12 protein-coding genes are annotated in these 16258 nt (G+C 72.2%); 6 read left to right on the plus strand and 6 right to left on the minus strand.

The genetic code is table 11. The features are described from left to right. The first annotated feature begins 107 nt into the window (after positions 1 to 107). Together ACH4E8_RS22100 and ACH4E8_RS22105 are read left to right on the plus strand one after the other, a co-directional pair. Positions 108 to 1049, plus strand: coding sequence for an NAD-dependent epimerase/dehydratase family protein (locus ACH4E8_RS22100; protein ID WP_398450696.1), 942 nt, complete (start codon positions 108 to 110; stop codon positions 1047 to 1049). After that, complete coding sequence (locus ACH4E8_RS22105) at positions 1046 to 4576, plus strand: aminotransferase class I/II-fold pyridoxal phosphate-dependent enzyme (protein ID WP_398450698.1); 3531 nt, start codon at positions 1046 to 1048, stop codon at positions 4574 to 4576. The genes ACH4E8_RS22100 and ACH4E8_RS22105 overlap by 4 nt, the downstream gene beginning before the upstream one ends. Positions 4577 to 4621: 45 nt before the next feature. On the opposite strand, the gene ACH4E8_RS22110 is transcribed toward ACH4E8_RS22105, so the two are convergent. From ACH4E8_RS22110 to ACH4E8_RS22125, 4 genes are all read right to left on the minus strand, one after another. Continuing rightward, positions 4622 to 5206, minus strand: a complete 585-nt coding sequence (locus ACH4E8_RS22110; RefSeq protein WP_398450809.1) for a toxin — start codon at positions 5204 to 5206, stop codon at positions 4622 to 4624. Positions 5207 to 5211: 5 nt separating this feature from the next. Continuing rightward, the gene (locus ACH4E8_RS22115; RefSeq protein WP_398450700.1) at positions 5212 to 5655 is read right to left on the minus strand and encodes a helix-turn-helix domain-containing protein; all 444 of its coding nucleotides are present in this window, start codon (positions 5653 to 5655) and stop codon (positions 5212 to 5214) included. A gap of 306 nt (positions 5656 to 5961) precedes the next feature. Further along, on the minus strand, positions 5962 to 7128 hold the full coding sequence (locus ACH4E8_RS22120; protein WP_398450702.1) for an MAB_1171c family putative transporter: 1167 nt from the start codon (positions 7126 to 7128) through the stop codon (positions 5962 to 5964). Between the two features lie 40 nt (positions 7129 to 7168). Next, positions 7169 to 7894, minus strand: a complete 726-nt coding sequence (locus ACH4E8_RS22125; protein WP_398450704.1) for a TetR/AcrR family transcriptional regulator — start codon at positions 7892 to 7894, stop codon at positions 7169 to 7171. A 219-nt stretch (positions 7895 to 8113) separates the two neighbouring features. Here ACH4E8_RS22125 and ACH4E8_RS22130 point away from each other — a divergent pair, with 219 nt between their 5' ends. Both ACH4E8_RS22130 and ACH4E8_RS22135 read left to right on the plus strand, forming a co-directional pair. Beyond that, positions 8114 to 8419 (plus strand): cupin domain-containing protein, encoded by a 306-nt coding sequence (locus tag ACH4E8_RS22130; protein ID WP_398450706.1) that lies wholly within the window; start codon positions 8114 to 8116, stop codon positions 8417 to 8419. 80 nt (positions 8420 to 8499) lie between these two features. After that, complete coding sequence (locus ACH4E8_RS22135; protein ID WP_398450708.1) at positions 8500 to 9243, plus strand: dienelactone hydrolase family protein; 744 nt, start codon at positions 8500 to 8502, stop codon at positions 9241 to 9243. 25 nt (positions 9244 to 9268) lie between these two features. Here the strand turns inward: ACH4E8_RS22135 and ACH4E8_RS22140 are convergent, their stop codons facing one another. Beyond that, positions 9269 to 10054, minus strand: coding sequence for a sulfite exporter TauE/SafE family protein (locus ACH4E8_RS22140; protein ID WP_398450710.1), 786 nt, complete (start codon positions 10052 to 10054; stop codon positions 9269 to 9271). A 550-nt stretch (positions 10055 to 10604) separates the two neighbouring features. Between ACH4E8_RS22140 and ACH4E8_RS22145 the strand changes: the two genes are divergently transcribed. Then, complete coding sequence (locus ACH4E8_RS22145) at positions 10605 to 13103, plus strand: ATP-dependent Clp protease ATP-binding subunit (protein WP_398450712.1); 2499 nt, start codon at positions 10605 to 10607, stop codon at positions 13101 to 13103. On the opposite strand, the gene ACH4E8_RS22150 is transcribed toward ACH4E8_RS22145, so the two are convergent. After that, positions 13100 to 14497, minus strand: a complete 1398-nt coding sequence (locus tag ACH4E8_RS22150) for an MFS transporter (protein WP_398450714.1) — start codon at positions 14495 to 14497, stop codon at positions 13100 to 13102. The two genes, ACH4E8_RS22145 and ACH4E8_RS22150, sit on opposite strands and share 4 nt — an antisense overlap. A gap of 360 nt (positions 14498 to 14857) precedes the next feature. On the opposite strand from ACH4E8_RS22150, the gene ACH4E8_RS22155 reads away from it, so the two are divergent. After that, positions 14858 to 16072, plus strand: coding sequence for an epoxide hydrolase family protein (locus tag ACH4E8_RS22155; RefSeq protein WP_398450716.1), 1215 nt, complete (start codon positions 14858 to 14860; stop codon positions 16070 to 16072). Positions 16073 to 16258: the final 186 nt, after the last annotated feature.

Consider the following 16258-nt stretch of genomic DNA (forward strand, 5'->3'; position numbering starts at 1 on the left):
GGCCGAATCCAACGACTGCCGCATCGTCCACCAGACCGCGCGGTACGGCGCGCTTGGCCAAGGTCGCCCCCCATCTGATCAGTACAGGTGCGGGTTAGTGTGCCGGTGTGAGTTCTCAAGTCGTCATTGGTTTCGGGCCCGCAGGGGCCGCCACCGCTCGTCTGTTGGCCGAAAAGGGTCATTCAGTGCGGGTCATCACCAGATCGGGCCGAACCCCGGAACCGGGAATCGAGCACGTCAAAGCGAACGCCGCCGACGGCCGCAGCCTGATCGAAGCAGCGCGGGGCGCCACCGCGATCCACCACTGCGCCGCACCGCCGCTCCACCGCTGGGCCACCGAATGGGCTCCGCTGACCGCCGCCGCGTGCGCCGCCGCCGAAGAGACCGGCGCGGTCCTCGTCATGCTGGGGAACCTCTACGGCTACGGCCCGGTGGGCGGGCCCATGACCGAAGAGCTGCCGCTCGCCGCGACCGGCACCAAGGGGCGGGTGCGCGCCCGGGCGTGGGAGCACGCGCGGTCCCTGCACGAGCAGGGCCGGATCAAGGCCGTCGAGGTCCGGGCCGGCGACTTCTTCGGCCCCACGGTGACCGACGGCGGGCACCTCGCCGGCCGCGTCATGCCCGCGCTGCTGCGCGGAAAGGCCGTGTCCACCCTGGGCGACCCGAACGCCCCGCACAGTTGGACCTACCTCCCCGACGTCGCCGAGGCCATGGTCGAGGTCGCCGGCGAGGAACGCGCCTGGGGACGAGCCTGGCACTGTCCGACGCAACCCCCGCTGTCCGTCCGCGAGATGGTCGACCTGCTCGCCGCCGAAGCGGGCACGTCCCCGGTCGCCGTACGCGGACTCCCGCCGGCCGTCCTCGGCCTCGGCGCCCTCTTCTCCCCGCTGCTGCGCGAGTTGAAGGAGGTCCGCTACCAGTTCGACCGGCCCTTCGTCGTCGACTCCCGGGCGTACGAAGCGGAGTTCACCACCCGGGCCACCCCTCTCGAAGAGCAGGTCAAGGCGACCGTGGACTGGTGGCGCCAGCGCGAGGGGGCCGCCCGATGAACGTCGCGAACCAGCCCGAACCACGGTTGAGACACCACGACGACGTCGCCGTCGTCGGCATGGCGTGCCGCTTCCCCGGAGCGCGGAACGTCAACGAGTACTGGCAACTGCTGACCGACCCGCAGGCCCAGTTCTCCAAGGTGCCGCGGTCGCGTTGGCGCACCGCGTCCTTCCTCAGCGACGACTTCCGCGACACCTCGGCGACGTACACCGACACCATGGCGCTCCTGCCGGACGTGGGCCACTTCGACGCGGCGCACTACGGCATACCACCGAGACGGGCCAGAGCCATGGACCCCCAGCACCGGCTGCTGATCGACCTCGCGCGCGAGGCGGTCCAGGACGCCGGCTGGGAGGTCGACGGCTTCGACCGCGAGGAGACCTCGGTGATCACCGCGCTCACCGAGAGCGGCTACCGCGAGCTGAGCACCATGCAGATCCGCATGCGCCAGCTCGCCGGCGGCGAGTTCGGCGCCCGCGCCGAGGACCCGCACTGGCGGGCGACCGTCCGCGGCGTCGACGGCCTGCACGGCTCATCGGTCGCCGGACTCCTGCTCAACATGGGCCCCAACACCGTCAGTTCCGTCTTCGACCTGCACGGCGAGAGCTACGCGCTGGACGCGGCGTGCTCCGGCGGACTGATGGCGGTCGCCAACGCCGTGCACGCGCTGCGCGCCGGCCGCACCCGCATCGCCCTCGCCGGCGGCGCCCAACTCGTCCTCGCCCCCGACCTGCTGGTGGGCCTGTGCCGCATCGGCGCCATCTCCCGCAGCGGCCGGTGCCTCCCCTTCGGCGCGGAGGCCGACGGCTTCGTCCTCGGCGAGGGCGCCGGCGTGCTGGTGCTGCGCACGCTGGGCGACGCACTGGCCGCCGGCGACCGGGTCTACGCGGTGATCCGCGGGGTCGGCACCGCCAACGACGGCACCGTCCAGGGCGGCATGCACCCCCAGGCGGCGGGCCAACTGCGCGCACTGCGCCGCGCGTACCGCGACGCCGGCGTCGCACCGGACACGGTGGGGTACCTGGAGGCCCACGGCACCGGGACCGCGGTCGGCGACCCCGTCGAACTGGGCGTCCTCGGCGAACTCCGCGGCGCCCAGGCGCAACCCGCCTTCCTCGGCGCCGTGAAGGCGGTCGTCGGCCACTCGCTGAACTCCGCCGGGATGGCCGGCCTCATCAAGTCCGTCCTCGCGGTGCAGCGGGGCGTCATACCGCCGCAGCCCGACTTCGACCTCGCCGACGGCGGCGCCGCGCTCGACGCCGCCCGGCTGAGCGTCGCGACGAAGCCCACGCCCTGGCCGGGGCGGGCCCAGCCGCGCCGCGCCGGGGTGAGCGCCTTCGGCTTCGGCGGCACCGGCGTCCACATGGTGGTGGAGCAGTGCCCCGCCACACCGCTGCGCCCCGCCCCGGCAGAAGGCCCCCACCTGCTGGTCCTCAGCGCCCGCGACCGGGCCGGACTCGTCAGGTATGCCCGGGAGTTGGCACACACCGTCGCCACCGACCACCCCTCGATCGACCGGGTGGCGGACACCCTGGCGAACCGGAAGTCCCACGCGGAGCGCCTCGCGCTGGTCGTACGGGACGCGGACGACGCCGTCGCCAAGCTGACCGCGGCAGCGGCGGCCGTCGCCGCGGGTCGCGACGGGCACATCGGCCCGGGGCTGACGGTGGGCACCGTGCCCCCGGGCAGCTCGCCGCCCGAGGTCGCCGAACCCCTGCCGGACGCGTTGTCCGCCGAAGACCGTACGGAAGCGCTGACCGTACTCGCCGAACGCGCCACCACCGGCGCCGGACTGCGCCCACTCACCCGGCGCACCCCGCCGTACACCTTGCCGCCCAGCCCCCTCGCGCCGCGCCACCACTGGGTCGTGAACGAGTCCGCGCGCGAGGTCGAAGGGCCCGAAGTCCCACCGGGGGAGCCGTACGGGACAGCGCTCGCGCCCACGCCGACCGGGCACGAGCAGCCGCCTCCCGCCTCCCTGCCGGCCCCGCCCCGGGCCGCGTCCATCGTCTTCGAAGAGGTCTCCCGCACCGGTGTCTTCCCCCGCGCCGACCTGGGCGAAGGGATGAAACTCAGCGCCGACCTCGGCTTCGACTCGCTGATGCTCCAGGAGCTGGAGACCAACATCGGCAAGCGGGTGCCCGGCTTCCAGAGCGAGGAGCTGTACGCGCCCGATCTCACCGTGGCCGGACTGATCGGCCTGGTCGCTCCGGGCCGGGCACTGCCGGCGGCGGACGCCCCTGCACCCCCGGTCGAGCCGCGGGAGCCCGCCGGGCAAGAGTCGGCCGCACCTGAACCCGCCGTGCCCTGGCGGGCCGAGACCGCGAGCGTGGACGACTTCCCGGAAGTGGGGCAGTTCGAACGGCGCCTCGGCTCCATCGTCGACAGCGGCGCGGACTTCCCGTACTTCCGCGTCCACGAGGGCAACATCCGCTCCACCACGGTGATAGCGGGCCGCCCCTACCTGTCCTTCGGCAGCTACAACTACCTGGGGCTCTCCGGCCACCCGAAGGTCAACGACGCCGTGCACCAGGCGATCGACCGCTACGGCAGCTCCGTCTCCGCCAGCCGGGTCCTCTCCGGCGAACGCGACCTGACCGTCCGCCTGGAGCGGGCGCTCGCCGACTTCCTCGGCGTGGGGGACTGTCTGACGCTGGTGAGCGGCCACGCCACCAACGTCACCGCGATCGGGCACCTCGTCGGGGACGGTGACCTCGTGGTCCACGACGCGCTCGCCCACGACAGCATCCTCCAGGGCTGCGCCCTGTCCGGCGCCGCCCGTCGCCCCTTCGCCCACAACGACGTCGACCAGCTCGAACACGTGCTGCGGCGCAACCGCTCCCGGTTCCGACGGGTGCTCATTGCCGTCGAGGGCGCGTACAGCATGGACGGCGACCTGGTCGACCTGCCGGCCGTCATCGAGCTGAAGAAGCGTTTCGGCGCACTGCTGCTGGTCGACGAGGCGCACAGCATCGGCACCGTCGGGCAGCACGGCCGGGGCGTCGGCGAGTTCTTCGGCGTCGACCGCGGCGACGTGGACCTGTGGATGGGCACCCTCTCCAAGGCGTTCGCGAGCTGCGGCGGCTACCTCGGCGGCTCGGCCCGCATGGTGCGCTGGCTGCGGCACACGCTGCCGGGCTTCGTCTACAGCGTCGGTCTCACCCCGGCGAACGCGGCCGCGGCCCTGGCCGCCACCGAGCTGATCCTCGCCGAGCCGGAGCGCTTGGCAGCACTGCGCCGGAACTCCGAACTCTTCCTCAGCTCGGCCACCGCGGCGGGAATCGCCACCGGCTCCAGCGCCCACACCCCGATCGTGCCGTGCATCCTCGGGGACTCGGCGCGGACGCTGCGCGTCGCGGACCGGCTCTACGAGCGGGGCGTCATCGCGGACCCGATCTTCCACCCGGCGGTGGAGGAGGGGCTGTCGCGGCTGCGCTTCTTCGTCACCAGCGAGCACCGGGAGGACGACGTGCGACGGGCGGTGGCGGTGCTGGCCGAGGAGGTGGCCGCGGCGACCGGCCGATGAGCCGTCACCCCCGCCGCCGCGCATCCGCACGTACGCCGCCCGCCCTCAGATCAGGGTGCGTTCTATCCGGCTGAGCAGGGCGCTGTGCCCGGGGTCACGGCCCCTTTTGGACGCCGTGGCCTCCGGGGCGCCCTGCAACTGCTCGGCGCCGCCCAGTCGTTGGGCGAGCAGATACGCGATGATCTCCGCCTCCTGCTCCTGGACGTTGTCGTAGCTCGCGCGCAGCAGCATGTCGCGCACGATCTGCGGGTCCAGGTTCGGAAAGAGGAGCCGGGCGGCGTCCTCGTCCAGCCCGCCGGCCCCGCGGTGGCAGCAGATGATGTGTCCCAGCTCGTGCAAGATGATGTGCTCCTGATGCGCGCTGGTGGTGTTGGCGTCGTAGAAGATGAGGTCCTCGTCGCGGGCGGCGACCCACATCCCGCACGGGTGGGTGGACGGCATCGGCATCGGAACGAGCGTGATCGGCCGGCTGCGCACCTCGCCGAGGTGGCGACAGAGCTCCGCCACGTCGGAGACCTCCGGCAGGTCGAGCGCGGCGATCCGCTGCGCACCGGCCTTGCGGAGCTTCTTGAGCTGGCTGCGGCGCGCCCGGTCCTGCTCGGACGGCCGGTCCTTCTTGACGCCCCTCAACGCGCTCACTCCGGGGCGGTGGAGTCGGTGACGGGCGGCAGGCCCTGCAACTGTCGGTACTGGTCCATGATGGCGGTGATGGCCTGGAGGTTCTCCTTCTTCATCCCGGCCGCGCGCATCGCCACCGCCCGGACGCCGGACTGCCGCAGCGCTTCGATCGCGGCGAGTTCGCCGAGCACCGACTCGGCGACCTCGTCGTCGAAGAAGTAGGCCACCGAGACGCCGAAGAATCGCGCCAGGGCGGCCAGCAGGTCGGGTGAAGGATTGGACCGCTTCCCCGTTCGCAACTGCGACAGATACACGCCCCCGACCTTCAGATCGGGGTTCGTCCGCTTCAGCTCCTCCGCCACCTCGGCGTTGGTCCAGTGCTTGCCCTTGGGGCGGACCGTCTTGAACAGGTCGTCGAGGCGCACGGCGAGCAGGGGCCGTTCGTCGTCAGTCGCGGTCATGGTGAATGGTCCTCCCGTCACCTCCTCGGCATAGCCCTTGGCTATATAGCAGTGTCACAGATTAGCGGTCGGTTGACAATTGGGCGGGATTTTGCCAACGTTGGAACCCGCCGATAGCTGACAGCTAACTTGGATCACGGGGGTGCCCGGTTGGCCTGCTCAGTGGCGTCGGACCGGTCCGACCCTCGGGGGATGGGTCGGGTCGGTCCGGGTGGAAGCCATCCGCCCGGCGAAGTGCAACGCAACGGGGGAGACACGGGGGAGGCCCGCCCGGTTTGACGGGGGATGCAAACCGGGCGGGAGCTCTCAACCTGCCCTGCCGAGCTTACTGTAGGCCGATGCGACCTGGGTGAGCCAGGCCACCTCTGCGGAGAAATTGTCCGGGTCCCGGTCGTCGAAGTCGCCCGCGTCCTTGTTGTCGTGCGGCATGGTGCCGGCCCGCTTGGCGTGCAGCGCCCGTCTGAGCTGCGCCGCTTCGGTGAACGCCTGCCGCGACTCCTCGCTTGCACCCGGTTCCGGACCGTCGGCGGCCCGGTCCGTTCGGTCGATGTAGGGGCGCAGATCTCGCCACCCGTCCCGTATCTCCACCACCCGACGGTGCAGCCGGTAGTCGAGGTCCGACACCGAGGCCGACACCGAAGCCCCCGGTGGCTCCAGCGCGATGTCCGGCGAGGACTCGTACAGGTCCCGCCAGAGCGGATACAGCGCCCGGTACGAACGGTAGGTGCGCACCCACTCCAGGGACCGGGCCGCCGCAGGGCCCCACGAGGAGTTCGTCAGGCTGAGCGAGAGGATCGCGATGCCCGCCGCGCTGAACACGTTCGAGGCGAGCGCCCACGCGCCGATGTCGACCCCCGCCGCGGCCGTGAGGATGTTGACCGTCCGCGCCGAGCAGTAGAGGAAGAGGACCATCGCGGCGACCGACAACATCCGCAGGGCCTGCCGCAGCGAGGCGTTGTCGGTCAGCCGCGCGTAGGGACCGCACTGGCGGAAGATCGTCACGCACGGCACCGCCTGGGAGACGATGAACGCCAACAGGTAGACCAGGACCAGCGGTTGGCCGCTGCCGGTGTCGAAGTCCGACGAGGGCCGACCGGGACCGTCGGCGAGGAAGAACAGCGCCGTCAGCGCCGCGTTCAGGGCGATCCCAATGATCACCCAGTAGCGCGACTTGCGCCGGGCGTCCTCGTCGGCCGCCGCCCAGCGCAGCAGGATGATCTGCGCACTGACGCAGAACGCGACCGCGGACAGGTGCATGCCGAGGATCGCGAGGTTGCCGACGCCGAGGAAGCTGTCGCCGCCCATGGCGACGGCGCCCATGGTGAAGGTGAGGCACTGGAGCACCAGGGTGGTGATCAGTGCGCGGTACGCGCTGTCCTGCCAACTGCGCCTGGCCTGGGTCAGCCGGTAGACGAGCGCGGCGTACGAAGAGAGTGCTGCGATGACGAAGCACAGGGTTCTGATGGTGTTCACTGCCTGATTTCCTACCGGTGCCGCTGGTGCGGCGAATGATTCAGTCGGTCTGCGCGCTCACGGGCGCGTCCAGGGGCACTTCCAGACCGATGCCCTCGGCTGCCACCGCGATGGCGTGGTCGAAGTACGCGACCTCGTCGCTGACGCTGTCGTGGGTACGGCTGAAGACCTGGAACACCAACAGCCCGACGAGGCTGCTCCACAGCGCGATGCCGCGTTCGAGGAGGTCCGAGTACGGTGCCGGCGGGGCGCCGCCGAACAGTTCCTCGGCCGCGGGCAGCAGCAGCGGCGGACCCGGCAGGGTGCGGCGCGGCGGGGTCAGTTCCCCCGCCTCCAGCGCGGACAGCACGATCGCCGCCAGGACCGCAGGCGTGCGGGAGGCGGGCGGGACCGTGTCCTGGGGCGCGTGGTAACCGGGCACCGGGGAGCCGTAGATCAGGGTGAAGTCACCGGGGTTGGCGAAGGACCAGGCGCGCAGCGCGCGGGTGGCCGCGAGCAGTCGCGCGCCCGCGGACGCGCCGGCTTCCCTGGCGGCCTCGTCCGCCCGCTCCATCTCGGCCGCGGACGCGTTGTACGCGTCGATGACCAGCGCGGTCAGCAGGGCGTCCCGGTCGGGGAAGGCGTCCGTCACCTCGGCGACGGACACGTCCCCGCCGTGCGCCACGGCTTCCGGCGTCAGCGCTGCGGCCCCCACCTGCACCAACTGGCGCCGCGCGGCCTCCTTGACCCGTGTCGCCGGGGTCACGGCGTCATCGTTCGAACTCATTGCGGAAACGTCCATGCGGGAACCGTACCGGGCCGTCGGGCCGGCTGGTGCGGGGTCGTCGGAGCCGTGGACCGCTTCGGGGACGGCGGCTCGCGTCGGCCGCTCCGAGGTTTTACCGAACGGTCGACCAAGGCCCGGCGCGACTCGGGTAGCTTCCCTGGCATCCACCGAACGTGCCGCGGGCGCCTGCTGTCGAGCGGCGCCCCTGAGAGGTAGGCCATGGGCCCGATCAACGTCTTCGAAGCGGCAAACGCACTGCCGGACGCCTGGAGTTCCCGGCTGCTGGGGCAGGTGGGGACGGCCAGCGTCAAGGTGCTGCGGATGGACGAGAAGCCGGTGGAGGCCGAGTCCCACGGCGCCGCCGAGATGCTGTTCGTCCTCGTCGGGAAGTTGGAGTTGGTGGTGGACGACGTCGCGGTGACCGTCGGCCCCGGCGGGGTGTACCGGATTCCGGCCGGCGCGCGGCACTCGGTGCGCCCCGGTAGTTGGGGCACCCTGGTGATCGTCGAAGTGCCCGGGGCGTAGGGCGCACGGAGCGAGCCGACGAAGCAGGCTCCCGGAAGGACGGAAAGGGATCGAACATGGTTGCTGTGCACGGAGGGAGCGTGGACGTCCGTACGCCGGACGGCACCGCCGATGCCTACTTGGCCCACCCCGACGGTGGCGGACCGCACCCCGCGGTCCTCGTCTTCTCGGACGCCTTCGGGTTGCGGGAGCACGTACGGAAGATGGCGGACCGGCTGGCGTCCCACGGCTACGCCGTCCTGGTGCCGAACCTCTTCCACCGGCAGGGGCCGGCCCCCGTGGTCGCCCTGCCGGACTTCATCGACGGCCCGCGGCGCCGAGAACTCCTCGCACAACTCCTCCCGTTGATCCAGTCGCTCGGCCCGGAGCCGGCGATGCGGGACGCCGGCGCCCACGTGGACTGGCTGCGGGACTCCCCGCTGACCACGGACGGGCCGGTCGGCGTCGTCGGCTACTGCCTGGGCGCCAACCTGGCGCTGCGCACCGCCGGCACCTTCCCGGACCGCGTCGCCGCCGTCGCCGGCTTCCACGGCTCGAACCTGGCCGCCGACGACGAGCAGAGCCCGCACCTGCTCGCGGGCGCCATCCGGGCCGAGGCGTACTTCGGCCACGCCGACCAGGACCGCGCCATGCCGACCGAGCAGATCGACCGGTTGGAAGCAGCGCTGGAATCGGCGGGCGTACGCCATCGGACGGAGGTCTACCCCGGCGCGCACCACGGCTTCACCCAGGCCGACACCGACGCCTACGACCGCGCGTCCGACGAGCGCCACTGGTCGGAGCTGATCGACCTGTTCGACCGCGCGCTCAAGCAGCGGAACTGACGGCCGGGCGCGGGGGAGCGGGGGCTCACGGCCCCCACTGGTCGAAGGCGAGCTTGGTCACCAGCAGGAGCACGACGCTCAGCAGCACCCCGCGGACGAATCCGCTCCCCTTGCGCAGCGCCATCCGTGCGCCGACCGTGGCCCCCAACAGGTTGAACACGGCGAGGACGGCCGCCAGTTGCCAGATCACCGCGCCCTGGAAGGCGAACATGACCAGGGCGCCCGCGTTGGTGCACACGTTGACCACCTTCGCGGTGGCCGAAGCCGCCACCAGGTCGAGGTGGAGCACGGCGGTGAGGGCGAGCACCAGGAAGGTCCCCGTACCCGGCCCGAACAGCCCGTCGTAGAACCCGATCCCACCGCCGACGACCACGATCGCGGTCACCTTCCGCGCCCGGGTCACGGCCCGCCGCCGCTCCTCGGGGAGCGTGCCGAACCCGGGGCGCAGCAGGACGAACGCGGCGACTCCGAGCAGCACCACCATGATCACGGGCCGGAGCACCGCACTGCTGATGCCGGCCGCGAAGAACGCCCCGCCCATCGATCCGGCGAGCGCCGCAAGGCCGATCCGTGCGGCCGTGCGGACGTCGATCGTCGCCCTGCGCAGATACGTCACGGCGGCGCCCGTCGTCCCCACGATCGCCACCGCCTTGTTCGTTCCCAGGGCGTGTGCGGCGGGGGCCTGCGGCAGGCCGAGGAGGAGCGCGGGGAGCAGCAGCAGTCCGCCGCCGCCCACCACCGCGTCGATCCATCCGGCCGCCGCGGCGGCGACGGCGAGCAGTACGAGCGTGGTCAGCGATATGTCAGGCACGGCGTGACCTTAGGTAGGAGATCGGTGCGCCGTCCACCGACCTTCGGCAGGCCCTTGCGCCAGGCGCGGTGCTCCGTCCTGCGAGGCCGACCGCTTGGCCCTGGTGCGTCTGGGCGAAGCCGCGGTTTCCCTGCGGGGTGCGTTGGTGTCTGCGGCTCGGTGGGGGCGTTTGCGCAGTTCCGCCCCCTGTGACCAGAGGGCGTGGGGAGGTCTCAGCGCCACTGGACAAACACGCCGTAGTCCTGCGGGAGTGTTGGTCTGCGCGGGTGCGTCGTGGCTGGTCGCGCAGTTCCCCGCGCCCTTAAAAGCACTGGGGTCCCCCGGGCCCTGTGGGAGACGGGGGCGGAACTGTGCGACCAGCCACAGACGGGGCGCAGGCGCCCTCACCGAGCGAAGGGGCGGGGCCTCGCGGGCGCGTGGCCTACGGCTCGCTCCGGTCGCCGGAGGCGGCGACGCGGGGAACAATGGTGGAAGTTCGGGCACTACGTGCATATCGACGCGGCGAGTGCCGGGTGCGCGGTGGTGCACCGCGCCGGTGCGCGCCGGAGGGATGATCGACGTGACGACTTCGCCCTTCGGGTCCGGCGACCCGTTCTCCGACCTGTTCAACCGCTTCTTCGGGATGAGCCCGGCCGCTTCACCGCCGGCGGTGCAACGCGTCCCCATCGGCCGGCTGCTCAGCGACTCCGCGCACGAACTGCTGGCCGCGGCCGGCGCCCGGGCGGCCGAGGACGGGTCCGACCTGGACACCGGGCACTTGCTGTGGGCGGCGACGCAGGTGCCGGCCGGGCGACAGGTGCTCCAGCAGGCGGGCGTGGACCCGGACCGGCTGGCCGGGGACGTCGCCAGGACGCTGCCCACCGGCGGCGGCGACGTCGAGCCCTCCCTCACCCCCGCCGCGAAGCGCGCCCTGCTCGCCGCACACGCCCGCTCCCAGGCGACCGGTGCGTCCTACATCGGCCCGGAGCACGTGATCGCCGCGCTCGCGGACGACCCGCGGTCCGGCCTGGCCGGTGCCCTGCGCTCCGAAGGCGTGGCACCGGGGGCGCTGGCCGGCGCCGCGCCGCAGGGCGGACCGGAGCCGGCCGGCGGCGGCGACACCCCCACCCTCGACCAGTACGGCCGCGACCTCACCGAGGAGGCGCGCGGCGGCCGGCTGGACCCGGTGGTCGGGCGCGCGGAGGAGATCGAGCAGACGGTCGAGGTGCTGTCGCGGCGCACCAAGAACAACCCCGTCCTGATCGGCGACCCCGGCGTCGGAAAGACCGCGATCGTCGAGGGGCTGGCCCAGCGGATCGTCGCCGACGAGGTGCCGAAGGCGCTGCGCAACCGCCGCGTCGTCGCCCTCGACCTGCCGGGCCTGGTCGCCGGCTCGAAGTACCGCGGCGAGTTCGAGGAACGTCTGAAGAAGGTGATCGACGAGGTCACCGCGGCCAAGAAGTCCGTCGTCCTCTTCATCGACGAACTCCACACCGTCGTGGGAGCCGGCAGCGGCGGCGAGGGCGCCATGGACGCCGGGAACATCCTCAAGCCCGCGCTCGCCCGCGGGGACCTCAGCGTCGTCGGCGCCACCACGATCGACGAGTACCGCAAGCACATCGAGAAGGACGCCGCGCTGGAGCGCCGGTTCCAACCGGTGATGGTGCCCGAACCCACCGTGGACGAGACCGTCGAGATCCTGCGCGGGCTGCGCGACTCCTACGAGGCCCACCACCAGGTGCGCTTCACCGACGAGGCGCTGGACGCCTCCGCCGCGCTGTCCGACCGGTACATCAGCGACCGCTTCCTGCCCGACAAGGCGATCGACCTCATGGACCAGGCCGGTGCACGCGTGGGGCTGCGGTCGGTCGGCGGGTCGTCCGGGCTCAGCGACCTGGAGGACCGGCTCACCAAGCTGCGGAGGGAGAAGGACGAGGCCGTCAGCGCCGAGGACTACGAGCGCGCCGGGGAACTCAAGGGGCGCCTGCGCGACGTCGAACGGGAACTCGCCGAACGCGGCGAGGAGCGCGAACAGACCGCGAGCGTCACGGCGGACGACATCGCCGAAGTCCTCTCCGCCCGCACCGGCATTCCCGTCTCCCAGCTCAACGAGACCGAACGGGAACGGCTGTTGAAGTTGGAGGACGCCCTGCACGAACGCGTCATCGGCCAGGACGAGGCCGTCACCGCGGTCTCCCAGGCGGTGCGCCGGGGCCGGGCCGGCATGGGCGACCCGGACCGCCCCACCGGCAGCTTCCTCTTCCTCGGCCCCACCGGTGTCGGCAAGACGGAGCTCGCGAAGGCCCTCGCCGAGCTGCTGTTCGGCGACCCCGACCGCATGGTGCGGTTCGACATGAGCGAGTTCCAGGAGCGGCACACCGTCTCCCGACTCATCGGCTCACCGCCCGGGTACGTGGGGTACGAGGAGGCCGGCCAACTCACCGAAGCGGTGCGCCGCAAGCCGTACAGCGTCGTCCTCTTCGACGAGGTCGAGAAGGCGCACCCGGACGTCTTCAACCTGCTGCTCCAGGTGCTCGACGACGGTCGGCTGACCGACGCCCAGGGGCGCACGGTGGACTTCCGCCACACCGTCGTCATCATGACCAGCAACATCGGTTCGAAGACGATCCTGGACCACCACGGAGAGGTCGACGAGATCCGTGACGAGCTGATGGCCGAGCTGAGGGCGCACTTCAGGCCCGAGTTCCTGAACCGGGTGGACGAGGTCATCGTCTTCCACGCCCTGACCCGGGCGGACCTGGTGCGCATCGTCGATCTGCTGCTGGCGGGCACCAGGCGCCGGTTGCACGCCCAGCACGTGGACCTCGACATCACCGAAGGCGCCAAGGAACTCCTCGCCAACCGGGGCTACCAACCCGAGTTCGGCGCCCGGCCGCTGCGCCGGACCATCCAGTCGGAGCTGGACAACCGGCTGTCGACGATGCTGCTCGACGGCACGCTGAACCCGGGCGACATGGTCCTCGTCGAAGCCCGCGACGGCGAGTTGACGCTCTCCTTGAAGGAGAAGGAGGAGCCGGGGCGCGAAGAAGCCGACGCACCGGCGGCTTAGGCCGTACGGGCGCGGGGTGCGAGGAGCGCGGTCAGCAGCGCGGGCACCAGGATCAGTACGAACGTCGTCCCGTACGCGACCAGCGGCTCCGACGCCAAGCTCTGGGCCAGGGTGAACGCCGCGGACGCGACGCCCAACACCGCGATCTGCCCCAAGTTCTGGGTCGTTTGCAGAGCGCTGCTGGCGTACCCCTGGCGGTCGGGCGGGCTGTGGTTGAGCGCCAGCAGGGTGACCGAGGGCGCGAGCATCCCCATGCCCGCCGCGGCGACCACCAGCGAGACCGCGGCGGCCTGCGCCGGGACGAAGCGGAACGTGCTCGCGACGGCGAGGCCGATGGCGGCCGCGAACACCAGCGCGCCGACGGCGACCGTACGGTGACGGGGCCAGCGCACCAGCAGTTGGCCCTGGATCCACGAGCCGCCGGCCCAGGCGAAGGCGGCGCCCGTGAACGCCAGGCCCGTCTGGACGGCCGGGATGCGCCGCTCGGAGTCGAGCAGCAGGGGCACGTACGCCTCCAGGGTGAAGTACGCCCCCGACGGCAGCCCGCGCAGCAGCATCGTCGCCGGCAGTCCGCGCGCGGCGCGCCAGGTGCCGGGCGGCAGCAGCCGGGGCGCGAACACGACGAGCAGCACGACCCCGCTCGCCGTGCACGCCAGATGGAGCGCGTTCCAGCCGGACACGCCGTACTGCCCGAGCGCCGCGCCCAGGCTCACCGCGACCGCGACCAGCAGCGCGGGACGCGGAGCCTTGTCCTTCGACGCGGCGGGCGGCGCGGCGGCGGCCGCGCGTCGACGCAGCACGATCACGACGGCGAGCGCGGGGAGCACGTTCAACGCGGCGAGCCCGAAGAACACCGCCCGCCACGTCCATTCGGCGGCCACCAGGCCCGCCACCGGCGGGCCGATCAGCGAGGGGATGATCCAACAGGTGCTCATCAGCGCGAGGGCACGCGGACGCAGGTGGTCGGGGAAGGAGTGGGCTATGGCGGTGTTGATGGACACCATGACCATGCCCGCGGCCAGCCCCTCCAGGAAGCGCCCGGCCGCCAACTGCCAGACGGAGGTGCTGGTGGCGGAGACCAGCAGCGTCATCACGGCGAGCCCCACGCCGGCGGCGAGGGGCCGCTGGGCTCCCGCCCGGTCGGCCCAGTTCCCGCCCACCACCCCGCCGAGCAGGCTGGCGGCGACGAAGCAGCCCGCGACGAGGGGGTAGAGCGCCACCCCGTCGAGGTCGCGCGCGGCGACGGGCAGGGTGGGCAGCACGGCGAGCGCGGCGAAGCCGATGAGGAACTCCACCACGGCGAAGGTGAGGGTGGTGGAGGCGTACCGCCGCGAGAAGAGCCCTTCCTCGGCGGCCGCGTCGTCGTCTTCCTTGGCCAGGCTCGGTCCGGTCATGGTTCTCCAGTCGCCGCGGTGGGTGTGGGGGGACGGTCCGCGGGCGGGCGTGGGGGCGCCGGGCGGACGGCGATTGCGTAACGTACGACGCGATCCCGTTCATGTGCCAATGATTTTTTTCGCCCGTCCGTGCGGGTGCCTGCGGAGCGGGGCGACGTGGACACCTCCTGCGGGCGCATTGATCCGTGCGACCTGCGCGTGGTTGTCCGCACCCCCTGACGACCTCGCCGATGCCCTGCGGGCGCGTCGGTCTCCGCGCGACCACCCCACCACCGGGCCGCACGGGTCAAGGCACCCCGCAGGGCAGACGCCGCCACCTTGCGGACGGAAGCTGACCGCAACGGTGCCTAGCTTGAGCGCATGGACAGCACAACCTTCCGCATCGACGTTCCCCAGAGCCACCTCGACGACCTCCGCACCCGCCTCGCCGCCACTCGTTGGCCCGACGAGTTGCCGGGGGTCGGGTGGAGTCGGGGCGTGCCCGTCGGGTACTTGAAGGAGCTCGCCGAGTACTGGCGGAGTCGGTACGACTGGCGCGCCCAGGAGGCCGCGCTCAATGCGTACCCGCAGTTCCGCACCCGGATCGACGGGCAGAACCTGCACTATCTGCACGTCCGTTCGCCCGAAGCGGGCGCCACCCCCTTGCTGCTGCTGCACGGTTGGCCGGGGAGCTTCGTCGACTTCCTGGACGTCGTCGGGCCGCTGTCGGATCCCCGCGCCCACGGCGGCGACCCGGCCGACGCCTTCCACCTGGTGATCCCCTCCCTGCCCGGGTTCGGCTTCTCCACCCCGCTGGCCGGACCGGGCACGGGCGCCGCCGCGATGGCGGGGGCCATGGTCCGGCTGATGGCGGGCCTCGGGTACGAGCGGTACGGCGTGCACGGGTACGACACGGGCTCGTGGGTTGCGCCCGAGGTCGGCAAGCAGGCGCCGGAGCACGTGAGCGGCGTGCACATGAACGCGATGATCACCTTCCCCGCCGGCGTCGACGGCGAGATGGAAGGGCTCACGGAAGTGGAACGGCAGCGCTGGCAGGCGATGCAGGACTTCAACGACGGCTACCTCCAGTGCAACGGGAAGCGCCCGCAGACCGTGGCGTACGCGCTGACCGACTCGCCCGTGGGGCAACTCGCCTGGATGGTGGAGAAGTTCAAGGAGCTGACGCACCCGGAGGAGGGCCTTCCGGAGGACGGCATCGAGCGGGACCGCATCCTCACCGAGGTCTCGCTCTACTGGTTCACCGGCACCGCCGGCTCCGCCGCCCAGGTCTATTACGAGGAGATGTCCGCGAACTCGTGGGGTGACGAATCCGCCGCCTGGAGCGCCGACGCCGGCGCCGGCGCCGGCGAGGGCGAGGGCACGTCACAGCCCGAGGCCGCTTGGGGCGCGGCGCCCGGCACCGTACCGACCGCCGTGCTGGTGTCCGCCCACGACGTCACCGTGCGCCGCTGGGCCGAGCGCGACCACCACGTCGTGCGCTGGACCGAGTTGGAGCGCGGCGGACACTTCCTGTCCCTGGAGGAGCCCGGACTCCTCGTCGACGACCTGCGCGCCTTCTTCCGTACGGTGGGCTGACGGGCGGTGGGCTGACGGGGCGGCGCGCTGAGTAGCCGCGGCCAAGTTCAAGGCCCGCCGTCCGGAACGTTCCCGGGCGGCGGGCCTCTCCCATTCCCCGCGCTGAACTCCCCTCCATCGTGCACCCGTCGGCCGCGCATTCCGCCCCCCGCGCCGCCCCGCTTTCTTCGCGCAACGAGAAGAACC

It is taken from the genome of Streptomyces sp. NPDC017979 (assembly GCF_044328175.1).
In the GTDB taxonomy this organism is placed as follows: Bacteria; Actinomycetota; Actinomycetes; order Streptomycetales; family Streptomycetaceae; genus Streptomyces.

What these genes read in the sequence shown, in the direction of transcription:
- ACH4E8_RS22105 (WP_398450698.1), top strand. Translation starts at nt 1,046, where the DNA reads ATGAACGTCGCGAACCAGCCCGAACCACGGTTGAGACACCACGACGAC.
- ACH4E8_RS22115 (WP_398450700.1), bottom strand. Translation starts at nt 5,655, where the DNA reads ATGACCGCGACTGACGACGAACGGCCCCTGCTCGCCGTGCGCCTCGAC.
- ACH4E8_RS22125 (WP_398450704.1), bottom strand. Translation starts at nt 7,894, where the DNA reads ATGAGTTCGAACGATGACGCCGTGACCCCGGCGACACGGGTCAAGGAG.
- ACH4E8_RS22130 (WP_398450706.1), top strand. Translation starts at nt 8,114, where the DNA reads ATGGGCCCGATCAACGTCTTCGAAGCGGCAAACGCACTGCCGGACGCC.
- ACH4E8_RS22145 (WP_398450712.1), top strand. Translation starts at nt 10,605, where the DNA reads ATGATCGACGTGACGACTTCGCCCTTCGGGTCCGGCGACCCGTTCTCC.
- ACH4E8_RS22150 (WP_398450714.1), bottom strand. Translation starts at nt 14,497, where the DNA reads ATGACCGGACCGAGCCTGGCCAAGGAAGACGACGACGCGGCCGCCGAG.
- ACH4E8_RS22155 (WP_398450716.1), top strand. Translation starts at nt 14,858, where the DNA reads ATGGACAGCACAACCTTCCGCATCGACGTTCCCCAGAGCCACCTCGAC.